General features: G+C 39.4%; 23 protein-coding genes, 1 tRNA gene and 1 pseudogene. 17 read left to right on the top strand and 8 right to left on the bottom strand.

Annotated features, from left to right (window positions below):
* Positions 1–67: 67 nt before the first annotated feature.
* Together CGB83_RS09285 and ccoN are read right to left on the bottom strand one after the other, a co-directional pair.
* Complete coding sequence (locus CGB83_RS09285; protein ID WP_100075548.1) at positions 68–955, bottom strand: cbb3-type cytochrome c oxidase N-terminal domain-containing protein; 888 nt, start codon at positions 953–955, stop codon at positions 68–70.
* Between the two features lie 20 nt (positions 956–975).
* Complete coding sequence (gene ccoN, locus CGB83_RS09280; protein ID WP_100075547.1) at positions 976–3255, bottom strand: cytochrome-c oxidase, cbb3-type subunit I; 2280 nt, start codon at positions 3253–3255, stop codon at positions 976–978.
* 179 nt (positions 3256–3434) lie between these two features.
* On the opposite strand from ccoN, the gene CGB83_RS09275 reads away from it, so the two are divergent.
* On the top strand, positions 3435–3731 hold the full coding sequence (locus CGB83_RS09275) for a helix-turn-helix domain-containing protein (RefSeq protein WP_100075546.1): 297 nt from the start codon (positions 3435–3437) through the stop codon (positions 3729–3731).
* A 24-nt stretch (positions 3732–3755) separates the two neighbouring features.
* Here CGB83_RS09275 and CGB83_RS09270 read toward each other — a convergent pair whose 3' ends face one another.
* Entirely contained in the window at positions 3756–4958 is a 1203-nt protein-coding gene (locus tag CGB83_RS09270) for a GAF domain-containing sensor histidine kinase (protein ID WP_100075545.1), read from the bottom strand.
* Between the two features lie 448 nt (positions 4959–5406).
* On the opposite strand from CGB83_RS09270, the gene CGB83_RS09265 reads away from it, so the two are divergent.
* From CGB83_RS09265 to CGB83_RS09230, 9 genes and pseudogenes are all read left to right on the top strand, one after another.
* A complete protein-coding gene (locus tag CGB83_RS09265) occupies positions 5407–5889 on the top strand; it encodes a hypothetical protein (RefSeq protein WP_100075544.1) in 483 nt (160 codons plus the stop codon).
* A 483-nt stretch (positions 5890–6372) separates the two neighbouring features.
* Positions 6373–6840: a hypothetical protein gene (locus CGB83_RS09260; RefSeq protein ID WP_157761383.1), complete on the top strand. Its 468-nt coding sequence runs from the start codon at positions 6373–6375 to the stop codon at positions 6838–6840.
* Between the two features lie 172 nt (positions 6841–7012).
* A pseudogene (locus tag CGB83_RS20750) lies at positions 7013–7207 on the top strand (recombinase family protein); the annotation flags it as partial.
* A gap of 58 nt (positions 7208–7265) precedes the next feature.
* Positions 7266–7550: a recombinase family protein gene (locus CGB83_RS20520; RefSeq protein ID WP_335621881.1), complete on the top strand. Its 285-nt coding sequence runs from the start codon at positions 7266–7268 to the stop codon at positions 7548–7550.
* A 52-nt stretch (positions 7551–7602) separates the two neighbouring features.
* Positions 7603–7836 carry a hypothetical protein gene (locus tag CGB83_RS09250; protein WP_100075542.1) on the top strand — a complete coding sequence of 78 codons (234 nt, stop codon included), beginning with the start codon at positions 7603–7605 and terminating at the stop codon, positions 7834–7836.
* A 38-nt stretch (positions 7837–7874) separates the two neighbouring features.
* Positions 7875–8165: a hypothetical protein gene (locus CGB83_RS09245; RefSeq protein ID WP_100075541.1), complete on the top strand. Its 291-nt coding sequence runs from the start codon at positions 7875–7877 to the stop codon at positions 8163–8165.
* 181 nt (positions 8166–8346) lie between these two features.
* A complete protein-coding gene (locus CGB83_RS09240; RefSeq protein ID WP_100075540.1) occupies positions 8347–9177 on the top strand; it encodes a hypothetical protein in 831 nt (276 codons plus the stop codon).
* 347 nt (positions 9178–9524) lie between these two features.
* On the top strand, positions 9525–10145 hold the full coding sequence (locus CGB83_RS20740; RefSeq protein ID WP_418219570.1) for an ISAon1 family transposase N-terminal region protein: 621 nt from the start codon (positions 9525–9527) through the stop codon (positions 10143–10145).
* Positions 10042–10848, top strand: a complete 807-nt coding sequence (locus tag CGB83_RS09230; RefSeq protein WP_172954665.1) for an ISAon1 family transposase — start codon at positions 10042–10044, stop codon at positions 10846–10848. The genes CGB83_RS20740 and CGB83_RS09230 overlap by 104 nt, the downstream gene beginning before the upstream one ends.
* A 92-nt stretch (positions 10849–10940) precedes the next feature.
* Here CGB83_RS09230 and CGB83_RS09225 read toward each other — a convergent pair.
* A tRNA-Gln gene (locus CGB83_RS09225) sits at positions 10941–11011 on the bottom strand.
* Between the two features lie 104 nt (positions 11012–11115).
* On the opposite strand from CGB83_RS09225, the gene CGB83_RS09220 reads away from it, so the two are divergent.
* The 5 genes from CGB83_RS09220 (at position 11116) to htpG (ending at position 16396) form a co-directional block, all read left to right on the top strand.
* Entirely contained in the window at positions 11116–12141 is a 1026-nt protein-coding gene (locus tag CGB83_RS09220; RefSeq protein ID WP_100075538.1) for an AMP-binding protein, read from the top strand.
* A 21-nt stretch (positions 12142–12162) separates the two neighbouring features.
* The gene (arfB, locus tag CGB83_RS09215; RefSeq protein ID WP_100075537.1) at positions 12163–12555 is read left to right on the top strand and encodes an alternative ribosome rescue aminoacyl-tRNA hydrolase ArfB; all 393 of its coding nucleotides are present in this window, start codon (positions 12163–12165) and stop codon (positions 12553–12555) included.
* A gap of 40 nt (positions 12556–12595) precedes the next feature.
* The gene (locus tag CGB83_RS09210; RefSeq protein ID WP_100075536.1) at positions 12596–13267 is read left to right on the top strand and encodes an autotransporter domain-containing protein; all 672 of its coding nucleotides are present in this window, start codon (positions 12596–12598) and stop codon (positions 13265–13267) included.
* Between the two features lie 26 nt (positions 13268–13293).
* On the top strand, positions 13294–14265 hold the full coding sequence (locus CGB83_RS09205; protein WP_100075535.1) for a deoxyhypusine synthase family protein: 972 nt from the start codon (positions 13294–13296) through the stop codon (positions 14263–14265).
* Positions 14266–14503: 238 nt separating this feature from the next.
* Entirely contained in the window at positions 14504–16396 is a 1893-nt protein-coding gene (gene htpG / locus CGB83_RS09200; RefSeq protein ID WP_100075534.1) for a molecular chaperone HtpG, read from the top strand.
* Positions 16397–16609: 213 nt separating this feature from the next.
* Here the strand turns inward: htpG and CGB83_RS20150 are convergent, their stop codons facing one another.
* Together CGB83_RS20150 and CGB83_RS09195 are read right to left on the bottom strand one after the other, a co-directional pair.
* A complete protein-coding gene (locus CGB83_RS20150) occupies positions 16610–16783 on the bottom strand; it encodes a hypothetical protein (protein ID WP_157761382.1) in 174 nt (57 codons plus the stop codon).
* 154 nt (positions 16784–16937) lie between these two features.
* Positions 16938–17723 carry a GLPGLI family protein gene (locus tag CGB83_RS09195; RefSeq protein WP_100075533.1) on the bottom strand — a complete coding sequence of 262 codons (786 nt, stop codon included), beginning with the start codon at positions 17721–17723 and terminating at the stop codon, positions 16938–16940.
* 278 nt (positions 17724–18001) lie between these two features.
* Between CGB83_RS09195 and CGB83_RS09190 the strand changes: the two genes are divergently transcribed.
* On the top strand, positions 18002–18379 hold the full coding sequence (locus CGB83_RS09190; protein ID WP_100075532.1) for a helix-turn-helix domain-containing protein: 378 nt from the start codon (positions 18002–18004) through the stop codon (positions 18377–18379).
* 3 nt (positions 18380–18382) lie between these two features.
* Here CGB83_RS09190 and CGB83_RS09185 read toward each other — a convergent pair whose 3' ends face one another.
* The gene (locus CGB83_RS09185) at positions 18383–18679 is read right to left on the bottom strand and encodes an MGMT family protein (protein WP_100075531.1); all 297 of its coding nucleotides are present in this window, start codon (positions 18677–18679) and stop codon (positions 18383–18385) included.
* Positions 18680–18783: 104 nt separating this feature from the next.
* On the opposite strand from CGB83_RS09185, the gene CGB83_RS20305 reads away from it, so the two are divergent.
* Entirely contained in the window at positions 18784–18930 is a 147-nt protein-coding gene (locus CGB83_RS20305; RefSeq protein WP_172954696.1) for a hypothetical protein, read from the top strand.
* A 95-nt stretch (positions 18931–19025) separates the two neighbouring features.
* On the opposite strand, the gene recA is transcribed toward CGB83_RS20305, so the two are convergent.
* Positions 19026–20027: a recombinase RecA gene (gene recA, locus CGB83_RS09180; RefSeq protein ID WP_100075530.1), complete on the bottom strand. Its 1002-nt coding sequence runs from the start codon at positions 20025–20027 to the stop codon at positions 19026–19028.
* Between the last annotated feature and the right edge of the window lie 103 nt (positions 20028–20130).

The raw sequence follows: 20130 nt of genomic DNA, 5'->3' as shown, positions 1-20130 counted from the left end.
TTCAAATGTTAGTTATAGCAAAAGGGGGCATGGCATGATTTATACGGTTGGTTATTAGTTTTAAATATTATTCGTTGCCGTTTTCCCATTCTACCGTTTCACCCTGAGGGGCAGCGCCACCCTGAGCTTGAGTAACCGGGGATTTTTCCTGGTTGATGTGGTAAACGTAAGCGGCAATTTTTTCACCATCCCGGCCGGTAATGGTTCCCTCTTTAACAAAAGGCCTCATCGCGGGATTATTAGGGGAGCCGTTTTCCAGCATCCAGATGACATTTTTAAACAGGCTTTTTTGCTTAACATTAATCCAGTGGGTATCTGTAAGATTAGGACCGATCCCTCCGATTCCTCCTTCTCCGTGGCAGGTTGCACAATTGGTTTTAAAAAGCTGTTCACCTTCTGCAATGTTATCAGCGCTGTATTTAGCGGTTTCCAGATTCACCGGCGGAGCTGTTTTTTCAAATTCTGCAATGGAAGCAAGCATGGTTTTGGCTTCCTGATCATATTCCTTTTCCTGATGGGCATAATCTGTAAAGATATATGCTGCCATGTAGACTACACAGAATACACAACCGAACCAGAATAAGCCTGTCCACCACTTTGGAAGCGAATTGTCAAGCTCCGTAATCCCGTCGAATCCATGATCGATGAGAATATCCTTTTCTTCAGACTGGGATTGCTTTTTGAATGCTGAGTTCAACAACTTCTGGTAATAAGGGATTTTCTTCTGCTCAAGATAAGCCTGCTTTTCTTCTTCGGAAAGCCTGCTGAAATTTTCGTTCTCAATCAGGTCACCTATCGAATTCATGATGAGCAGCAGAATAGTGGCGATCAGCAGCAGGCCCCAGAAAAATGCAGAGGTCAGATAGCTTCCGTCCGGACTGAACATACCGAAGACCATGATGCTGAGTACGATCGTTACGGCAATATATACAGAAATGGGTGTTCTTGGTTTCATTGTCATTCAGGTTTTATTAATTACTCGATGCTTGCAGTTTTGATGTCTGTGGTTTTGATATCGGTACCCAATCGTTGCAGGTAAGCGATCATTGCGGTAATTTCCCTTTTTTCAAGAGGTACAAATGCGGTTCCTCTGGTGATCTTTTCTTTTTCCATCTGCGTTTTCACATCATTCGCTTCGGCATAAATTCTCTTGACGATAGCCTGAGCCTGATGGTCTGCCCACTGATTGGATGAATCGATCTGGGCCTTGGTATAAGGCACATCGAAAGCATTTTTCATGAGCTTCATCTTATCAGTCATCTGTGAGCGGTCCAGCTCATTGCTGATCAACCAGGGGAAACGTGGCATAATAGACCCTGCTGAGGTAATCCTTGGGTTGTACATATGCTTGAAGTGCCATGAGTCAGGATTTCTGCCGCCTTCTCTCTGAAGGTCGGGCCCGGTTCTTTTGGATCCCCAGAGGAACGGCCTGTCGTAGATAAATTCTCCCGCTTTGGAATACTGCCCGTTTTTACCGTTGAAGCGCAGCACTTCATCCCGGAATGGCCGGATCATCTGTGAGTGGCATGAATTACATCCTTCTCGGACATACAGGTCTCTTCCTTCCAGCTCCAGCGGTGAATAAGGTTTTACTGCTGAAATAGTAGGGAGATTGCTTTTCACGGTCAGTGTGGGTACAATTTCCACCAGACCTCCGATGGCAATGACGGCAAATGCCAGAACGGAAAGCAGGGTAGGCGTTCTTTCAAGCCAGAGATGTGTGCCTTCGCCCTCTTTTCTTCCACTTCCCACCCTGGCTAATGCTGGTGCTTCAGCAGGGACGTTTTTCTGGAATGATCCGGCGCTTACGGTTTTGAATACATTAACGGTCATCAGTACGGCACCTGTCAGATAGAAAATTCCGCCTGCAAACCTCATCTTGAAATAAGGAATGATTGCTGTTACTGTATCCAGCCAGTTTTTCCAGACTAAGGTTCCGTCCGGATTGAACTGTTTCCACATCAATCCCTGGGTGAATCCTGAAATGTACATTGGTACGGCGTAGAAAATAATTCCTAAGGTTCCCAGCCAGAAATGCCAGTTAGCCAGTTTTTTGGACCAGAGAGGTGTTCTCCACAGGATCGGTACAAGATAATATACAATCCCGAAGGCCATAAAACCGTTCCAGCCGAGGGCACCTACGTGTACGTGACCGATCACCCAGTCGGTATAATGCCCGATTTTATTCAGTGATTTTGTTGCGAGGAGCGGCCCTTCGAAGGTGGCCATTCCATAGCAGGTTACTGCCACTACAAAAAATTTAAGGATTGGATTTTCCCTCACTTTGTCCCATGCTCCTCTTAAAGTTAGGAGGCCGTTCAGCATTCCTCCCCATGACGGAGCGATCAGCATAATAGAGAATCCTGTTCCCAGTGCCTGTGCCCATCCCGGAAGCGCAGTATACTGAAGATGGTGCGGACCGGCCCACAGGTACACAAAAATAAGGGACCAGAAGTGGATGATGGAGAGTTTATAGGAAAACACCGGACGGTTCGCTGCTTTAGGAAGGAAGTAATACATCAGGCCTAAAACAGGGGTTGTCAGTACGAAAGCCACCGCATTATGGCCATACCACCACTGTACCAGCGCATCTTTTACTCCGGCGTAAGCCGAATAGGATTTCCAGCTGGTAAAAGAAAGCGGAACCTCCAGGTTATTGAAGATATGCAGCATAGCTACCGCAATCCATGTGGCAATAAAGAACCAGATGGCTACATAAAGATGTCGTACCCTTCTTTTGGCAATGGTCCCGAACATATTGATCCCGAAAATGATCCATGAGAATGCAATTAAAATATCAATCGGCCACTCATGTTCGGCATATTCTTTTGAGGTGTTGATTCCCATCAGGAAAGTAATCACCACGGAGATGATCATGATCTGCCATGACCAGAAATGCAGCCAGGACAATGTATCGCTGTACATTCTGGTTTTCAGCAATCTCTGGAGGCTGTAATAGGCTCCGCAGAAGAATGAGTTGCACACAAAAGCGAAGATAACGGCACTGGTATGCAGCATCCTGATCCTTCCGAATCCCATAGCGCCCTGTGTATTGATCAGTCCCTGGATGTTGCCGCTCCTCAGGCTTTGGATGGTAACATCATCGGTTCCGAATAAAAACTCAGGTAATTCAGGGTAAAACAGCATTAAAGCAGCTGTAAGTCCCAGTAAGAAGCCTATGAGACCGAATACAATAGTGGCATACAGGAATGCCCTGACAATAGCATTGTCATAATTAAATTTTTGCGTATCCATAATTGCAAATGTGTTGACTGAGATCATATTCCTTTCCGATTCAATTGTAAACCCGTAAATGAGAAAGAAATTTAAATATCATGTAGGTGTATAATGTTTTGCCAAAGGTATTTAATAACTTTGTCGGAGTCTAGTAGGTATTCTTCTAAACTATACTGAAAACTACTAAAACAGTTGCGATGAAAATATGCAGTCAAAATATCAGGAAAGTACGCCGGAGTAAGGATTTTACGCAGGAATACATGGCTTTTGAAATGGGGATTTCCCAGAAGGCCTACTCAGATATAGAAAATGGAAAGGTAAAGATCAACCTGGAGATCCTGACAAAAATCTCAAAAATACTTGAGATCAGGCCGTCTGATATCTGCAGCATTTCAGATCAGTGCGGAGTAGGCGATTATGAGGATAAATACAATGATCTGATTGACTATATGAAACAGAATAATATTCCGGTTCCAAAAGAATACCTGGAATAAATGATATTGTAAAATTGCTGATAATCAGTATTTGGGCAACTCTACAAAAAAGACAGTTCCCTTTCCTACACCTTCACTTTCCGCCCATACTTTTCCGCCATGCATTTCTGTAAGTACTTTTACGGTGTACAGACCGAATCCGTGGGAGCGTTCGTTTCCGGTAGGCCTGGAAGACAGGCGGGAGAATTTCCTGAACAGCTTGTCAAATTCTTCCGGGGCAATCCCTGCTCCTTCATCACAGATTTCGAAAAGCGCTGTTTTTTCCAATTCCGAATAACGGAGATGAATAACAGATCCCAAAGGTGAATACTTGGATGCGTTGCTCACAAGATTAGCCAGAACATTATGGATCCGTTTGCGGTCGATATGCAGTAGCGCATCTGTCACTCCATTTATATGTAGAACCTGCTGCTTGTGTTCCAGGATCATTTTAAAGTCGCGGTAGAGATGGTCTGTCAGGTCCTTAATTTTAACTGATTCTTTGGCCAGCTGCTCTTCTCCTTCATTCAGGGAAGCATCACTCAGGAGGTTGCTGATGCTTTTCTGTATAAAATCGGCCCTTTCCAGAATGCTGTTACCAACTTTTTGAAGCATCTCATTATCACCTGCTTTTTTCTGGATTAGCTGGGCAGAGATCATGATCGATGTAAGAGGATTCAGCAGGTCATGGGTGACCTGGTGCAGGTGGTCATCAACAATCTGAGACATCTGTCTTTTCATCCGCCTGGATTCAAGCTTTTCCAGAGCCAGGGAAGCCAGCTTCTTGAGCAGGGAGGCCTGAATTTCAGTGATGGCATTCCTGGGCTGATCGTCGATTACACAGACCGTACCTATATTATGTCCTTCCGGTGTTTTTATAGGAGCCCCGGCATAGAAGCGGATGCCGCCCTCTGTATGAACATAAGGATTTTGACTGAGTTCATTGAACGCATGCGTATCATAAAATACCGTAATATCATCTTCGAGAATGGTAAGTGAACACAGGCTGTCGTTTCTATGCACCTGATTGGTAGGAAATGTACTCAGATTAGACTTGAAAAAAACCTTTTCCGCATCCACAAAATTCACAAAAGCACCGGGAGCCTGAAAAATTTCCGCAGCCATGCTGGAAATCGTATCGAATTCCGGCTCCGAAAGCGTATCAACAACATCATATTGCTTTAATTTAGACAGCCTTGATCCGTCGTTGGCAGGGATGAGGTTATCAGGAAAGGAATATCTGTTCATGGTCCTTTAGTGTATCATTTGTATTGCTTACCCAAAGATATATAATTTAATCTTAAATGGGAAATGGAGTTGAGAGAATAGTTTGTGAAATAATTACTTTAAATTTTATTTATTTCAAGCATTCTGTAACCAGGTAATTTCAGCTGAGGAATATTGTAAGCCATACCACAATCTACCCATTTCCCAGTAGAAAAAAACACTGTTTTTTGTGGATTGACCGGCAATTATTTTCAGGATAATTTTGTTGGATGTTAGCCTGTGAATAGCTTGCTTGAAAATTTTGCTGCTTACAGAAACCATTCGTACAGCATCTTTTTTCCTGTTACAAGGAGAAGAGTAAGCAAGAATTCAGCAGCTTCACTACAAATTTTCAGAGTAACTGAAATTGTTTTTTAGTAAAAGAAGAAATTCGATCAGGGAAATTACAACAACACTAAAATAAATTCACATGAAAAATTACCTAAGTATTAAAAACTTCACCATCATTTTACTGCTGATCTTTGGATGCATTTCCATCAGTTCATGCAGCAGTGATGATGACCAGGCAACACCGGCGGATGGGAACAAAAACTACAAGTTCACCATCAGCGTCAATTCTGCCATCGATGATGCGGACTATATTTCTTTCGTCATTGTAGGTGCGAGCTATGACACCAATCAGAAAACATTCTGGAAGGTAAACGGGGTAACAAAAAACAATGAAGCCGGAGTTTCTCTTGGCGACAATGATTTTACCGGCGGAACAACAACGTATGTGATAGAATCGGTAACGCCATTTAAGATGGCCACCTCCGGAATCCAGGTGATCAATTTCAACTCAGATTTAAAGTTCAGTTTCAAAGCAGAAGTGAACGGTGAGGTGGTAGTGAATGAGACTAATAAAACCTTATCCGGGAATGGGGCTGATTTTACAAAAGATTATGATTTTTAAAGCACTAATGACTATTATATCGGATTTGAAATGGAGGACATTATTGTTCTCCATTTTGTTTTTAAATAAATGGATTTTGACATACCTATTTGACTGCCGATAAACAGATCCTTATTTTATCCTGCCTGATTCCGGGTTCAGCATTTGTGGAGTCGGCTTTAAATTTTTTATCCTAATTGCCCTAAAGCATTGGTACCTCCAAAACAAAAAAGAGACAAATCTAAAAGATTTGCCTCTCGGTAGTCAATAGAGAACGAATGTCGAAACAATTAATTGCTGATTTGAAAATGTTGGTACAATTAAATTCGTAATGTAAATAAATTTTTCCTACTACTAATAAGCCTATATTAAAGATTATTTCACGTTTTAATATTGCACAAATAATTCGGTAAGTTAATGATATGTATATTCACTGCCAATATGTCTTATTTTTCTTTTGGTCAATTAATTGATTTTATAAATCTAATTTTAAAAATAAAAATTATGCAAGAAAAAATTATGAATTTATTTGAACAAAAAAATCTTAAACAAGGTGAAATTGTTCCTATGAATGTTATTCGTCAGTATACTTTAAAGTTTAATCATATTCAACTTGAAGAATTTAATGATTCTCTTAAAAACCTTATTGACAGTGGATTTATTACTTATGAAGATGGTACTACTGGTATTGCTTGTTTAAGATTAACGGATAGAGGATTTAATTCATTGTACGCAGATAGTTTAACAATCGATCAACTAAAAAGAAAAGTTTTGGATCTATTCTATATTAGAAATTCTAGAACAGGACATGTTTTAATGAGAGCTTTTAACAATTTCATGAATCTTAATCCTATTGAAAATGTAAGGCTTGTTGATGCAATAAATTCACTTCAAACAGATGGCTATTTAACTGTTGAAGGTAATTCTGATTTAAGACTAACACAATCGGGAGAAGATTTTATTTATTCATAAAAAATAATTACATTTTTATTTAAACGTTCAAATTAATGTACAGGTCTTGGTTTTAATAATCAAGACTTTTTCTTTTTCATTTTAGTACATTACATTGTACACGAAAACAAATTACACTACATTTGTGATGGATGAGTAAAGTGTAATTATGGAAGTATGATATGCAAGAGTAAGCACCAATGAACAAAATTTAGAGTTACAAATTGAAGCTTTAAAGAAAGTAGGAATTTCAAAAATATTTGAAGATAAAATTAGCGGTGTAAAATCAGAAAAGCCGAATCTTACTAAACTTTTAGAATTTATTCGAAAAGATGATACTTTGGTTGTTTGGAGATTGGATAGGCTTGGAAGAAGTACAATTGGTTAATTCAACTTCTAAACGAATTGAGCGAAAAAGGAATCCATTTCAAATCTTTGTCTGAAATATTGATACCAGTTCTGCAAGTGGTAAGCTCATTTTTCAAATATTTTGTGTTTTAGCAGAACACGAAAGAAATGTTTTGATAGAGCGAACAAATGCCGGTTTGAAATCTGCACGAGCAAGAGGAAAAGTCGGAGGAAGAAAACAAGGGTTAACAGAAAAGTTTCAAAAAATTGCACCTTTGGTTAAAGCTTCATATAATACTAAAGAAGTTCCGGTAGAGGAAATTATGAAAGCTTTCAATATTGGCAGTAAATCGACATTTTATAAAATTGTAAGAAGTAAATAATCTAAAAAGCATTAAAAATTCTAATAACATAAAACACTAAAACAAAATTATAATGAGTAATAATATTTCAATCGGAAAAACTACTGACTCTTTCGAAGACCTTCAAATCTTAAGTCAAAAAGAGGCTGAAAAAATTGTCAAAACACTTGATATTGCAGAAGGAGAAAAAATCACTTTTGGATTTTGGACTTCCGATTTTCCAGAATTAATTTGCGAAGCTGTGTTCGGCAAAAATAAAGAAAGTAAGATAGAATTCAAACTTGATTTTGAACAATCAACACTATAAGCTAATCTTACAAATGATATCAATAAAATATAGTTATAATGAAAAATCCTGATTTTACAAATTTTCAACCAATTGATCAAATAAAAATTGTTTTGGGAAGTGTTATGAATATTCAATGCAAAGATGAAACTTTAACCTGTTATATAAATCCCAATAAAATTGACTTTGATGAAATTGACAACCTATCTTATTATCAACAAGAGCAATATGAAGTTATTTTAGATAGAGTAATTAATCGGGAAAAGTTTATAGAATCAAAATTTAAGGCAGGTATTGAAGAAATTAAAGTAAAATTAAAAGAAATTGGTAATATGAGTATAGCTAGATAATAATTGTAGTTAAGAACTTAAATTTTTAATCTTAAAAACGATTAGATTAATTATCTATGTTAGGTATTATTCAATAAAAAAGACAAACGCTTATCTTTTATAATATATCCAGTCGAATTTGGGTGAAGAGATGCCCTTATATAGCAGGTATCTACAAGTTAGCGGTAATTATTAGAACACGATGCAGGATAAAGACTTTGACATTAAAGATTGTATTTGTGCTTGGTACGATCTTTTAGGCTATGGACAACCTTTTGTAGAAAGCAACTGGAATTTAGATAATGATAATTGCAAAAAGCAGTTAGAAAGAGTCAAACTACTAGATTTAACTCTTGTCAATAAATTTGCAGGATCCCATAGTACTGTGACCTTTACTCTAAATGATGGAGTTATATATAATCACGATATTAATACGCAAAAAAATAATTTTATTGATAAATTAGTTATATCATTAGATGATTTAATTAGTGAATTTGAAGGAATTAATATAAGAGATGTAAGAATAGGGTTTCCAGGAGCTAGAGGAATTATTACCTATGGTCAAAGATATAATTACGAATTCATAGGTTCAACAGTAGATGTTGCAACTAATTTCACCATATCGTACCATCCAGCAGAGTTTCAGATGAATACTGCGTTTTCAAAAGCTTACATAATGGAATCTTCTGGCTCTAAAGCTGGGATATCAGGAAATAATTTGTTTATAGATAACTTCCTACTAGATAAACTTGAAAAGCTAATTCATGCAAACAATAATTCAGTAAATGAATACGATACATCAAGGACGGTTAGTAATGATGATTATTTGTTTACAATAACTAGAAATAAAGAAGTGTTTTTACAATTGATATTTGATAAGATTCCAATCAAATACAATAATAAGGGAATAGTTACTGAATTATTTAAATTTAAAAGCAAAGATTCATTACTCGAAAAAGTTGCTGCTGAACAAGCGTTTTTAGCTGGACAAAGATATTTGAGAATGGAACGAGAGGAATTTGATGAAGATTAATAGTAGCTACGGCTAACATCGGTTTGGCAAAATGCAGGGTTTAAGGATAGTATAAAAAAATAAAAAAAATAATTGACGCTAAAATCTCAAAAAAAGATAAGATGCGCTAATAGATTGCGTAGCAAGAATTTATATTTGTTGAATATCTATAAATACTATGAAGCTAAAAAAGAAAATATTTGAACAACATCTGTATCATGAAATAGATGACGAGGAAAAGGCGGAGGAATATCGTGACAGCTCTCTCCCACTTATCGGCTTAATAGTTATGTATTTTAATGGTCTGGAAAAATCACGGATCAGTTTCAAAAGTTGGGGAGAAAAATTAATAATTGTAATTTTACAAAATGTCATCTGAGAAAGAACTATTAAAATTACTTTTACCGGAATACCTGGTTGAATACTTTGATATTACGCATTTTGAAGAAAAAGAAGGATTGCTTCATCTTTATTTTGAGGAAAAAAATACTGTTCCCAAAGAGTTTTCCTCTCTACATCTGCAATCCAAAGGTTTTCATGAAGAAATCATGGTTAATGACTTTCCACTTCGTGGAAAACCTGTAAAACTTCAAATCAGGCGCAGAAGATGGACCGATACAAAATCTGGCAGGATCCTACAGAGAGACTGGAATCTCATTGCCGTTGGAACCCGCATGACAAATGACTTTGCGGAGTTCTTAAAAATATCAGCCGATACTAAAGCCCTTCCCTTAGAAACCACCGGTGAGTTGTATGGTGTACCAGGAAAAACATTCCGCAGACAATACAAAAAATCATTAGGCGGTTTTAAAAACTGGCCTCAAAAACCACACGCAGAAGATTGGATTCTTTATCCTGAAAACTGCTCCTGTTCTCTATCTCTGGATGAAGTTGCTCTTTCCCAGGGAGAATTACACCGTTCTTACTTCCAAAACAGCAAAAGGCAGGAAAGGCAGTATCATTGCCATTATCAAAGGTACACAGAGTGAGACGGTCATTGAGCAGCTTCTGAAAATAGGCAGGAAGCTTCGCAAAAATGTAAAGGAAATTACCCTTGATATGGCCGGGTCTATGAAACTCATTGCCAAACGCTGTTTTCCTGATGCTATTAAAGTCATAGACCGGTTCCATGTTCAGAAGCTCGCCACTGAAGCCCTTCAGGAATTAAGGATCAACTATCGTTGGGAAGCTATAGAGCTGGAAAATAGACTGCTCGATGAAGCAAAGAAAAAAAAGGAGCCTATTGAGATAGAAACGTTTGAAAACGGGGATACCCGCAAACAGCTTCTGGCAGGAAGCCGGTATTTACTCTACAAAAGCAGAGAAAAGTGGACGCCTTCTCAAATTCAGAGGGCTGAAATTTTATTTACCGAATATCCCGATTTAAAGAAGGCTTATAGGCTGTCGGATGGACTACGAAAGATTTATAATCAGAATATTCCTAAATCTATTGCGATGACAAAGTTAGCGCATTGGTTCAGGGATGTTGAAACATCAGGTTTTAAATCATTCTCAGTTTTAAGGAAAACAATAATGAATCATTACAGCGATATCTTAAATTTTTTCGACAGAAGAAGTACTAACGCCTCGGCAGAATCTTTTAATGCCAAAATCAAAAACTTCAGATTGCAGCTCCGTGGAGTGAAAGACCGAACTTTCTTCTTATTCAGATTGACTAAACTTTTTGCATAGTCCCCAACTTTTGTACTTGATCCCCTAATTGTCCCAAAGTATTGACCCCCAAAAACAAAAAAAGAGACAAATCTCAAAGATTTGCCTCTCGGTAGACCCACAGGGATTCGAACCCCAGATGACTGAACCAAAATCAGTAGTGTTACCGCTACACCATGGGTCTGTGTTTGTTTGTTTCAGTGGTGCAAATTTACAGCTTTTTTCTTTACATGCAAGGGGTTCGCAAACTTTTTTTTAAATTTACTTCACTTTTTATGACGGAAGAATATGGTAAGTAAATTCAATAATCTCAGAATTAATAATTTAGGTGCAGGAGCTGAATTTGAAAAAAAAATCGAAAAATTTTTAGAAGATTGGTTTTCGGATTCGGGTACAGTAGAGGTGCAGACTTCAGGATCAACCGGCACGCCCAAAATTTTCGGGATTGAAAAAAAACGGATGATGAATTCTGCACAGATGACCTGTGATTTTCTGGGACTGAAAGAAGGAGACATGGCTTTGCTATGCCTTCCGGTAGAATATATTTCCGGAAAAATGATGCTGGTAAGGTCCATAATAAGGCATCTTGAGCTTTTCATTTCCGAACCGTCGGTAAAGCCTCTGGAAAACCTGAACTATACAATTGACTTCTGTGCCATGACAACTTTACAGGTGGAGCATTCTTTGGATAAGCTGCCGTTGATCAGGAATCTCATTATAGGCGGAGCAGCAGTTTCAGAAAGCCTGAAGCAGAAAATAGCCGGTTCTGAAAACCGTATCTATGAAACCTATGGCATGTCCGAAACCCTTTCTCATATTGCCTTAAAGCAGCTTGCTCCGGTAAGCGAGGATTATTTTACGGCTTTTGATCATATTTCCATTTCTACAGATAGCAGGGGATGCCTTAAGATCTATGCTCCGGAGCTGAATGAAGAGGTTTTGCAGACCAACGATCTCGTGGAAATTATCAACGCAAAGCAATTCAGGTTCCTGGGAAGGGCTGATCATGTGATTAATTCAGGTGGTGCGAAAATATTTCCTGAACAGCTGGAAGCTTTGGTGAAAAAAGAAATTCCTGCTGAAGCGGTATTCTTAGGGCTGGAAGATGAACGTTTGGGTCAGAAATTGATACTGGTGATAGAAAGTGATGATTCGGATGAAATCCGGGAAAGGATTAAAAGCATTCCTTTTAAAAAAAACTTCCACCATCCTAAAGAAGTACTATTCGTCAGTGAGATTCCACGTACTCCAAACGGGAAAGTCAGCCGGATACAACTCAAAGAGAAAATCAGTCAGGAAAAGAAACATCAATAGATTTCAAATTATATGAATGGTATGAGAGATTTTTCACGGGAGCTTCAGTTTAAAACGTCACGCAGCAGTGGTGCCGGTGGCCAGAATGTCAATAAGGTGGAAACTTCCGTTACCGTATTGTGGAATGTTTCCGGATCCCTGTTTTTCAATGATGCTCAAAAAGCTTTGATTTCGGATAAGCTCAAAAACCGGATCAATGCAGAAGGAATGCTGTTCCTTACCGTATCTGAAAGCAGGACCCAGCTGATGAATAAAAATAAAGCGATAGAAAAAATCATAGAGTTAGTGGACAAAGCGCTTGTTATTCCTAAGAAAAGATGGGCTACAAAACCGTCCAAAGGCCAGAAGCAAAAGAGACTGGATACCAAAAAGAAGCTCTCTGACAAGAAAGAAAACCGGCGTTTTAAATTTTGATATTCCTGTAAAAAAGTTATTTTTGCCGGAAAATTTGAGCATGATAAAAAAACTGATAACATTAGGGATTTTTTCCCTTTCCTTCCTTGCCTTTGCACAACAGAAATTTTCCATTATCCCTTCGGTAGGATATGCCTGGAGAACTGCGGAAACGGCTTCCGGATTGACCAGGGATGAAAAAGAATATGTAAAAGGCCTGAAACATGGAGTCAATTTTGATGTTGCAGCATATTATCATCCTAAGGGAAGTGCCAATATTGCTATAGGGGTAAAGTATTCCGATTTCAGTGCTTCCAGCAGCGGGTTTATGACAGCTTCTGATAATAACGGAACCCTGTATTCTATTCCTGTTACTACCAAGGATAAGATTACCTTCTTCGGACCGTCTATTTTTGTTTCCAATTATAATGAGCCTTCTAGGCATAAATTGTTTGTTGACCTGGCGTTGGGTGTCATTACCTACACCACGAAAACTACCGCTAATAATACGCCGGTCAATGCCAAAGGAAAAGGGAATAATCTCGGAGTGGATGCCGGGATAGGATACCAGTATATGATCCACAAAAACTTCCTGATCGGCCCTAAACTCGGGTTAACAGCAGGAACCCTGAAGAAGATGACTGTTAACGGGGTCTCTTATGAATTCGGGGAGAAAGAAAGGGAAGGTTTACACCGAGTTTCTCTGAGTGCAGCGGCTACATTCCGTTTTTAAGTTTTATCTTTGCAAAAATCAAAACAATGAGCAAACCGATTACCGAATTTATAGAAAAATATTACCTGCACTTCAATGCAGCAGCATTGGTGGATGCTTCCAAAGGCTATGTTGCCCACCTTAAAGACGGGGGGAAAATGATGGTTACCCTTGCCGGAGCCATGTCTACAGCAGAATTGGGGAAAATATTCGCAGAGATGATCCGTCAGGGAAAAGTGGATTTCATTTCCTGTACAGGAGCCAACCTGGAAGAAGACCTGATGAACCTGGTGGCGCATTCCCACTATGAAAGAGTACCTCATTACCGGGACCTGACGCCGCAGGAAGAATGGGATCTTCTGGAAAGAGGCCTGAACAGGGTTACCGATACCTGTATTCCTGAAGAAGAGGCATTCAGAAGGCTGCAGAAACATATCGTGGAAATCTGGAAAGATGCTGAGACCAAAGGAGAACGCTATTTCCCGCATGAATACATGTACAAAATGATCCTTTCGGGAGTTTTGGAGCAGTATTATGAAATCCCGAGAGAAAACTCCTGGATGATTGCTGCAGCTGAGAAAAACCTTCCGATTGTAGTTCCTGGATGGGAGGATTCCACGATGGGGAATATCTTCGCTTCATACTGCATCAAAGGTGAGCTTCAACCGTCAACGATGAAATCAGGAATCGAATACATGACCTACCTGGCCGATTGGTATACTAAGAATTCAGCAGGAAAAGGAGTAGGTTTCTTCCAGATCGGAGGAGGTATTGCAGGGGATTTCCCAATCTGTGTGGTACCGATGCTGTATCAGGATATGGAGATGCATGACATTCCGTTCTGGTCTTATTTCTGCCAGATCTCAGATTCTACGACATCTTACGGATCATATTCCGGAGCTGTTCCTAATGAGAAAATTACCTGGGGTAAACTGGATATCACCACACCGAAATTTATCGTTGAAAGTGATGCCACCATCTGTGCACCGCTGATGTTCTCGTATATCCTGGAAAACTAAATCGATCATTCGATGTAATATAAGACGCTTCAATTTTTTTTGAAGCGTTTTTTTTACTTCTGATTATTTGAGGGCAGACCGGTTAATTCGTGGTGATACACTGCTCATATTGGCAAACAATCACCATACATTTTACATCTTATTTTTTATATTATACAGGCAGTAATGTCAATATGTCACTTTATCCGGATCGGTATTTTTTTTGTGACCATATAGAAAATTAAAAACAAAAATTATTATGACTAAGGGAAATATTAATGTGTCGGTGGAAAACATTTTTCCACTAATCAAAAAGTTTCTGTACAGTGATCATGAGATTTTCCTGAGAGAACTTATTTCGAATGCTACAGATGCTACTTTAAAACTGAAACACTTAACCGGTATCGGTGAAGCGAAGGTAGAATATGGAAACCCGAAGATCGAAGTAAAAGTTGATAAAGAACAGAAGACCCTTCGGATCATCGACCAGGGAATCGGGATGACCGGTGAAGAAGTTGAAAAATACATCAATCAGGTAGCTTTTTCCGGAGCAGAAGAATTCCTCGAAAAATATAAGGATACGGCTAAAGATTCAGGAATTATCGGCCACTTCGGTCTTGGATTCTATTCTGCTTTCATGGTGGCTGAGAAGGTTGAGATCTTAACGAAATCATACAAGGACGAACCGGCAGTACGATGGATCTGTGACGGAAGCCCGGAATTCACCCTTGAAGAAACCACAGAAAAAACAGACCGGGGAACAGAAATTATCCTTCATATTGCTGAAGATTCCACAGAATTCCTGGAGGAGAACAAAATCCGTGAACTGCTGTTGAAATACAACAAGTTCATGCCTGTTCCGATTAAGTTCGGAACCAAAACCCATACATTGCCTTTACCGGAAGATGCTCCTGAAGATGCCGTAGCAGAAACCGAAGAAGTGGATAACATCATCAATAATCCCACTCCGGCCTGGACGATTGCCCCAAGCGAACTTATGAATGAGGATTACATGAAGTTCTACCACGAACTGTATCCGATGCAGTTTGAAGAGCCTCTCTTCCACATCCACTTAAATGTTGATTACCCTTTCAACCTTACCGGGATCCTGTTTTTCCCTAAACTGAACAACAATTTAAATATTGAAAAGGATAAGATCCAGCTGTACCAGAACCAGGTGTTCGTTACCGATGAGGTAAAAGGAATTGTCCCTGACTTCCTGATGCTCCTGCGCGGGGTTATAGACTCTCCGGATATTCCGTTGAACGTTTCCCGTTCTTATTTACAGGCTGATGGGGCCGTGAAGAAAATCTCTTCCTATATCACAAAAAAAGTAGGGGATAAAATGGCCTCCCTGATCAATGAAAACCGTGAAGATTACGAGAAAAAATGGAATGATATCAAAGTGGTTATCGAATATGGGATCGTAACAGAGGAAAAGTTTGCTGAGAAAGCAGATAAATTTACTTTATACCCTACAACCGATGGCAAGTATTTCCTCTGGAATGAACTGGAAGAGAAGATCAAGCCTTTACAGACCGATAAAGACGGAAAACTGGTTATCCTCTATGCTACGAATGCCGATGAACAGCACAGCTACATCCAGTCTGCCAGAGATAAAGGATATGAAGTCCTCCTTCTGGATTCTCCAATTGTTCCCCATGTGATCCAGAAGCTTGAAGGATCAAAGGAAAATGTTTCTTTTGCACGGGTAGATGCCGATCATATCAATAACCTTATTAAGAAAGATGAACCTGTAATTGCCAAGCTTAACAATACGGAAAAGGAATCCCTGAAGAAGGAAGTGGAAGAGGCGATTAAAGATGCGAAGTTCACGGTCCAGCTTGAAGATCTTGACAGCACAGACGCTCCGTTTACCATTACCCAGCCTGAATTCATGAGAAGAATGAAAGATATGCAGGCCACCGGCGGAGGCGGAATGTTCGGTATGGGAGGATTCCCGGAGATGTATAACCTGGTGGTGAATGCCAACAGCGATTTTGCCGGTCAGATTTTGAAGGCTGAATCAGGAGAAGCTAAAGAAAGCCTGATCCGCCATGCGCTTGATCTGGCCAAACTTTCACAGAACTTACTGAAAGGAAAAGATCTGACCGACTTCATCCAGAGAAGTTATCAGCAGATCACCCAATAAAGCGTTTCGGCGAGGCCACAGGCCTCGCCGAAACTTTTAACACATCAATTCCCCTTCATGGTTAAACAAACCTCCACACTTACTTTTTAATTATGCTGATGATTCCAGCTTCTTTGATATTATATAACGTCAGCTGAATATCAATCTAAAAAATATAAAAAGAGGCTGATGGACAGCCTCTCTGTCACTTTTTAACGGCAATAATGACTGTTTTTACCTTGGCGTAAAATAGTTTAACTTTTTTATTTCCGTACTGTCTTTAATCACTTTAAAACTCTTGATCTTATTCTGAGCTGTCAGGCGTTCCAGGTCCACCAAATCAGAAACCTTTCCGTCCAGTACAACTAAGGTCTGCTGTTTCCTTGCAGCATGGTCAAGATCAAGCATACAGCGGTTTTGTTCATAATCCGTACTGTAATCGACAACGGGTTGTGAGGATTTTTTACTGCAGTTGCAGAAGGGAGAACAACAGGATAATAATAAAAAAATATTTCATCGTTTTTACATTATTTCATCAATATAAAAAATTCCAAGTGACTGATTAATCTATGCTTAATTCTATAGGATTATAATTTTGGGCTCTTTCCCGGGCTTTTTTCAAAACATAACTTAACGTTTCAGGATCCGTAATCAGCTTATTGTAATTATTCGGATCTGCAATTTCTTTTCTTTGATAATCGAACACCTTATTTTTATACACAGCTGATGCATGAGGTGACATATTTGCCGATTTACAGAAGTATGTCCTCTTCCTGAAGTTATACAGGGAAAATATATAGTCTTTATTTTCGTCATATACTTCTACGATCAGGCCCGGAAGCTTATTGAATTTATACGGCCCGAACGGAAAGGGAATATCTCTGGTAAACCAGGCAATCCAGGTTCTGACGTATTTTTTTGTAACCGCTTTTTGGCAGCGGTATCCGTTTAAAGATTGATGCTCATTAACGATTTGCCATTTAAGGCTGTTGGTTTCTTCATAGGCAAACGGTTTATTGCCTATAGGCAGTGTTACATAAAGCTTGCCTGATGTGGTGCCGATATATTCCGGGAAATCGGTGATGAACCGTAGCCCTTCCCTGAAGTCCGTCTTCTCATGGATCTTCTCCTCATACTTCAATGAGTCCTCCACATATTTCTTCATGTTTTTATAATAAGACGCTTTGATATTGATCAGTAAGGCAAATGTATCTTCCTGGGATGTCGGGTTTGCTTTCTGATCTTTGTAAACCATCTTATAATCTGCTTCGTACAGCACATTGAATCCCTGGGATTTCATAAAGGATGTAATAATCACCGATGCTGAAAGAAGGAGGCATTGTTTCATTCTGGTAAGAAGAAATGAAAAGCGTATGATTGAAAGTGCGGATCATCCGGGACATAACTTTTCCGGATGAAGTTGTGAAATGAAATGTTCTTGTGGATCCTGCCGCTCCGGGAAGCTGCTGAAAATAATTTTCTCATCATCTGAATCATTAAATGGTTAATAGAACAAACTTATCAATATGAACAGCTTGAGACAAGAATATTGATTGCAGATTTGTTGTAAATTTGTTGTGCAATAGATGTACAAATTGTACTTTTATTGTTTTTAAAAACTTTATCATGCAAAAGGAAAAGCTACGTTTATTAAGGAAAAGAAAGGGATACACGCAAAAGGATGTTGCAGATGCCATTGCCACTGATGTATCCAATTACAGCAGAAAGGAGAGCGGAGATGTGAGAATCATTAAGGATGAATGGGAGAAAATTGCAAAATTTCTCAATGTATCGGTAGATGAGATTTACGAGGAGGATGAACCTAAAGTCATCGTTAATAACGAACATCCCGTATTCAATGACAATGCTGTTTCTACAGGAGTGATGACGCAGTTCAACAGCATTTCCACATCCGTTATTCAGAATCTTCAGGAGTACATTGGACTGTTGAAAAAAGAGATAGACCGGCTTAATGAAGAGGTGCAGGAACTGAAAAAGAAATAGCCCTTAAAGTTCCTTCAGAGGATCCCAGAACAGGGTTTTAAAATTTTTAATTCTTAAATTCTGCACGGTAATTCCCTCTGCTTCAAGCCTGGACTGAAATTCCGGCACAGACAGGACGCCTGAAGCGGAAATGACTCTGTGTGCGGGTACATCTTTAGGGCAGCCGCCCATTGCTTTTCCCACATGCCTGGAATGGTTGGGATATCCTACGGCTTTAGCTATGGCTCCATAGGTAGAAACGCGGCCTTTCGGGATCATCCTGACCAGTTCATAGACCTGCTTTTTGAAAATATCATCCATAGGTACGGTGTTTTAAGCTGTTATTCTAATCGGTTTGCATTATTTTTGAACTCTGTGTAAGACAGTATTTCGTAAACTAGGATGCCTTACCAAAAGATAAAGTTATGAAAAAATCATTTTTTAAATTCCTGAATAAAGTAAATAAAGCGGTATTGCCCAAACTAAGCGGCAAAGACCCTAATACTTTAACCAAAGCACAGAAAGCTATTCTGGCTTACCGGTATTTTGTACTGGTTAATTCTATGGATTAACTAACGGCTATAAAAGCAGGAAGAGCCGGATAACCACCATATCAAAAACAAAAAGACAGCCCTGAAGCTGTCTCTCTATCTGATCCTGAAAACAGTTACTTGTTTTTCAGTTCTTCTTTGATTTTATTTTCCAGTTCTTCCGAAAGTTCCGGATTGTCTTTCAACACATCTTTTACGGCATCACGCCCCTGGCCTAATTTAGTTTCTTCATAGCTGAACCATGAACCGCTTTTCTTCACGATTCCCTGTTCTACTGCCTGATCAAGGATTTCTCCGGTTTTTGAAACACCTTCTCCGTACATAATGTCGAATTCAGCCTGTTTGAAAGGAGGAGCCACCTTGTTTTTAACAATTTTAACCTTCACCCGGCTTCCTATAGCCTCATCACCGTTTTTAATCGGGGCACTGGCTTTTCTGATGTCTACCCTTACAGAAGCATAGAATTTCAAAGCATTACCCCCGGTAGTGGTTTCAGGATTCCCGAACATCACCCCGATTTTCTCTCTCAGCTGGTTGATGAAGATAACGGTACATTTTGTTTTTGAAATGGTTGCCGTCAGTTTTCTCAATGCCTGAGACATCAGCCTTGCATGAAGACCCATTTTGGAGTCACCCATTTCACCTTCAATCTCAGCTTTTGGCGTAAGAGCGGCTACCGAGTCGATAACCACGATGTCAATAGCACCGGAACGGATCAGGTTATCCGCAATTTCCAGCGCCTGCTCACCGTTGTCCGGCTGTGAAATAATCAGGTTTTCAAGGTCAATCCCCAGCTTCCCTGCATACCCTCTGTCGAAAGCGTGCTCAGCATCAATAAAAGCTGCAATTCCGCCTGCCTTCTGTGCTTCAGCAATGGCGTGCAGCGTCAGAGTTGTTTTACCGGAAGATTCGGGTCCGTAAATTTCAATGATTCTTCCTCTGGGGTATCCGCCAACGCCTAAAGCGATGTCTAATCCTAAAGATCCGGAAGGGATAACTTCAATGGTAGTATCCACAGCGTCGTCTCCCAGGGTCATTACAGTCCCCTTTCCGTACGTTTTGTCAAGTTTGTCAAGCACTAGCGCAAGTGCTTTTTTCTTATCGTCTATATTGCTCATTTGTTATCTTAAATACTGTATCAAATTTACGAAAATTTAGCGTCAAAAACTAGTAATATTTACTTTTAGGTACCTATATTATAGTTAAAATTATTATAAAAAA

Source organism: Chryseobacterium camelliae, from assembly GCF_002770595.1.
Classification (GTDB): Bacteria; Bacteroidota; Bacteroidia; order Flavobacteriales; family Weeksellaceae; genus Chryseobacterium; species Chryseobacterium camelliae.
Note: the sequence above shows the minus strand (reverse complement) of the source record. Positions and strands in the feature narration are given on the sequence as shown.

What these genes read in the sequence shown, in the direction of transcription:
- CGB83_RS20150 (WP_157761382.1), bottom strand. Translation starts at nt 16,783, where the DNA reads ATGCTTGATCTTGACCATGCTGCAAGGAAACAGCAGACCTTAGTTGTA.
- CGB83_RS09205 (WP_100075535.1), top strand. Translation starts at nt 13,294, where the DNA reads ATGAGCAAACCGATTACCGAATTTATAGAAAAATATTACCTGCACTTC.
- CGB83_RS09240 (WP_100075540.1), top strand. Translation starts at nt 8,347, where the DNA reads ATGCAGGATAAAGACTTTGACATTAAAGATTGTATTTGTGCTTGGTAC.
- CGB83_RS09245 (WP_100075541.1), top strand. Translation starts at nt 7,875, where the DNA reads ATGAAAAATCCTGATTTTACAAATTTTCAACCAATTGATCAAATAAAA.
- CGB83_RS09230 (WP_172954665.1), top strand. Translation starts at nt 10,042, where the DNA reads ATGAAGTTGCTCTTTCCCAGGGAGAATTACACCGTTCTTACTTCCAAA.
- CGB83_RS20740 (WP_418219570.1), top strand. Translation starts at nt 9,525, where the DNA reads ATGTCATCTGAGAAAGAACTATTAAAATTACTTTTACCGGAATACCTG.
- htpG (WP_100075534.1), top strand. Translation starts at nt 14,504, where the DNA reads ATGACTAAGGGAAATATTAATGTGTCGGTGGAAAACATTTTTCCACTA.
- CGB83_RS09210 (WP_100075536.1), top strand. Translation starts at nt 12,596, where the DNA reads ATGATAAAAAAACTGATAACATTAGGGATTTTTTCCCTTTCCTTCCTT.
- CGB83_RS09185 (WP_100075531.1), bottom strand. Translation starts at nt 18,679, where the DNA reads ATGGATGATATTTTCAAAAAGCAGGTCTATGAACTGGTCAGGATGATC.
- CGB83_RS09275 (WP_100075546.1), top strand. Translation starts at nt 3,435, where the DNA reads ATGAAAATATGCAGTCAAAATATCAGGAAAGTACGCCGGAGTAAGGAT.
- CGB83_RS20305 (WP_172954696.1), top strand. Translation starts at nt 18,784, where the DNA reads ATGAAAAAATCATTTTTTAAATTCCTGAATAAAGTAAATAAAGCGGTA.
- CGB83_RS09220 (WP_100075538.1), top strand. Translation starts at nt 11,116, where the DNA reads ATGGTAAGTAAATTCAATAATCTCAGAATTAATAATTTAGGTGCAGGA.
- CGB83_RS09270 (WP_100075545.1), bottom strand. Translation starts at nt 4,958, where the DNA reads ATGAACAGATATTCCTTTCCTGATAACCTCATCCCTGCCAACGACGGA.
- arfB (WP_100075537.1), top strand. Translation starts at nt 12,163, where the DNA reads ATGAGAGATTTTTCACGGGAGCTTCAGTTTAAAACGTCACGCAGCAGT.
- CGB83_RS09190 (WP_100075532.1), top strand. Translation starts at nt 18,002, where the DNA reads ATGCAAAAGGAAAAGCTACGTTTATTAAGGAAAAGAAAGGGATACACG.
- CGB83_RS09250 (WP_100075542.1), top strand. Translation starts at nt 7,603, where the DNA reads ATGAGTAATAATATTTCAATCGGAAAAACTACTGACTCTTTCGAAGAC.
- recA (WP_100075530.1), bottom strand. Translation starts at nt 20,027, where the DNA reads ATGAGCAATATAGACGATAAGAAAAAAGCACTTGCGCTAGTGCTTGAC.
- CGB83_RS09285 (WP_100075548.1), bottom strand. Translation starts at nt 955, where the DNA reads ATGAAACCAAGAACACCCATTTCTGTATATATTGCCGTAACGATCGTA.
- CGB83_RS09195 (WP_100075533.1), bottom strand. Translation starts at nt 17,723, where the DNA reads ATGAAACAATGCCTCCTTCTTTCAGCATCGGTGATTATTACATCCTTT.
- CGB83_RS09265 (WP_100075544.1), top strand. Translation starts at nt 5,407, where the DNA reads ATGAAAAATTACCTAAGTATTAAAAACTTCACCATCATTTTACTGCTG.
- ccoN (WP_100075547.1), bottom strand. Translation starts at nt 3,255, where the DNA reads ATGGATACGCAAAAATTTAATTATGACAATGCTATTGTCAGGGCATTC.
- CGB83_RS09260 (WP_157761383.1), top strand. Translation starts at nt 6,373, where the DNA reads ATGCAAGAAAAAATTATGAATTTATTTGAACAAAAAAATCTTAAACAA.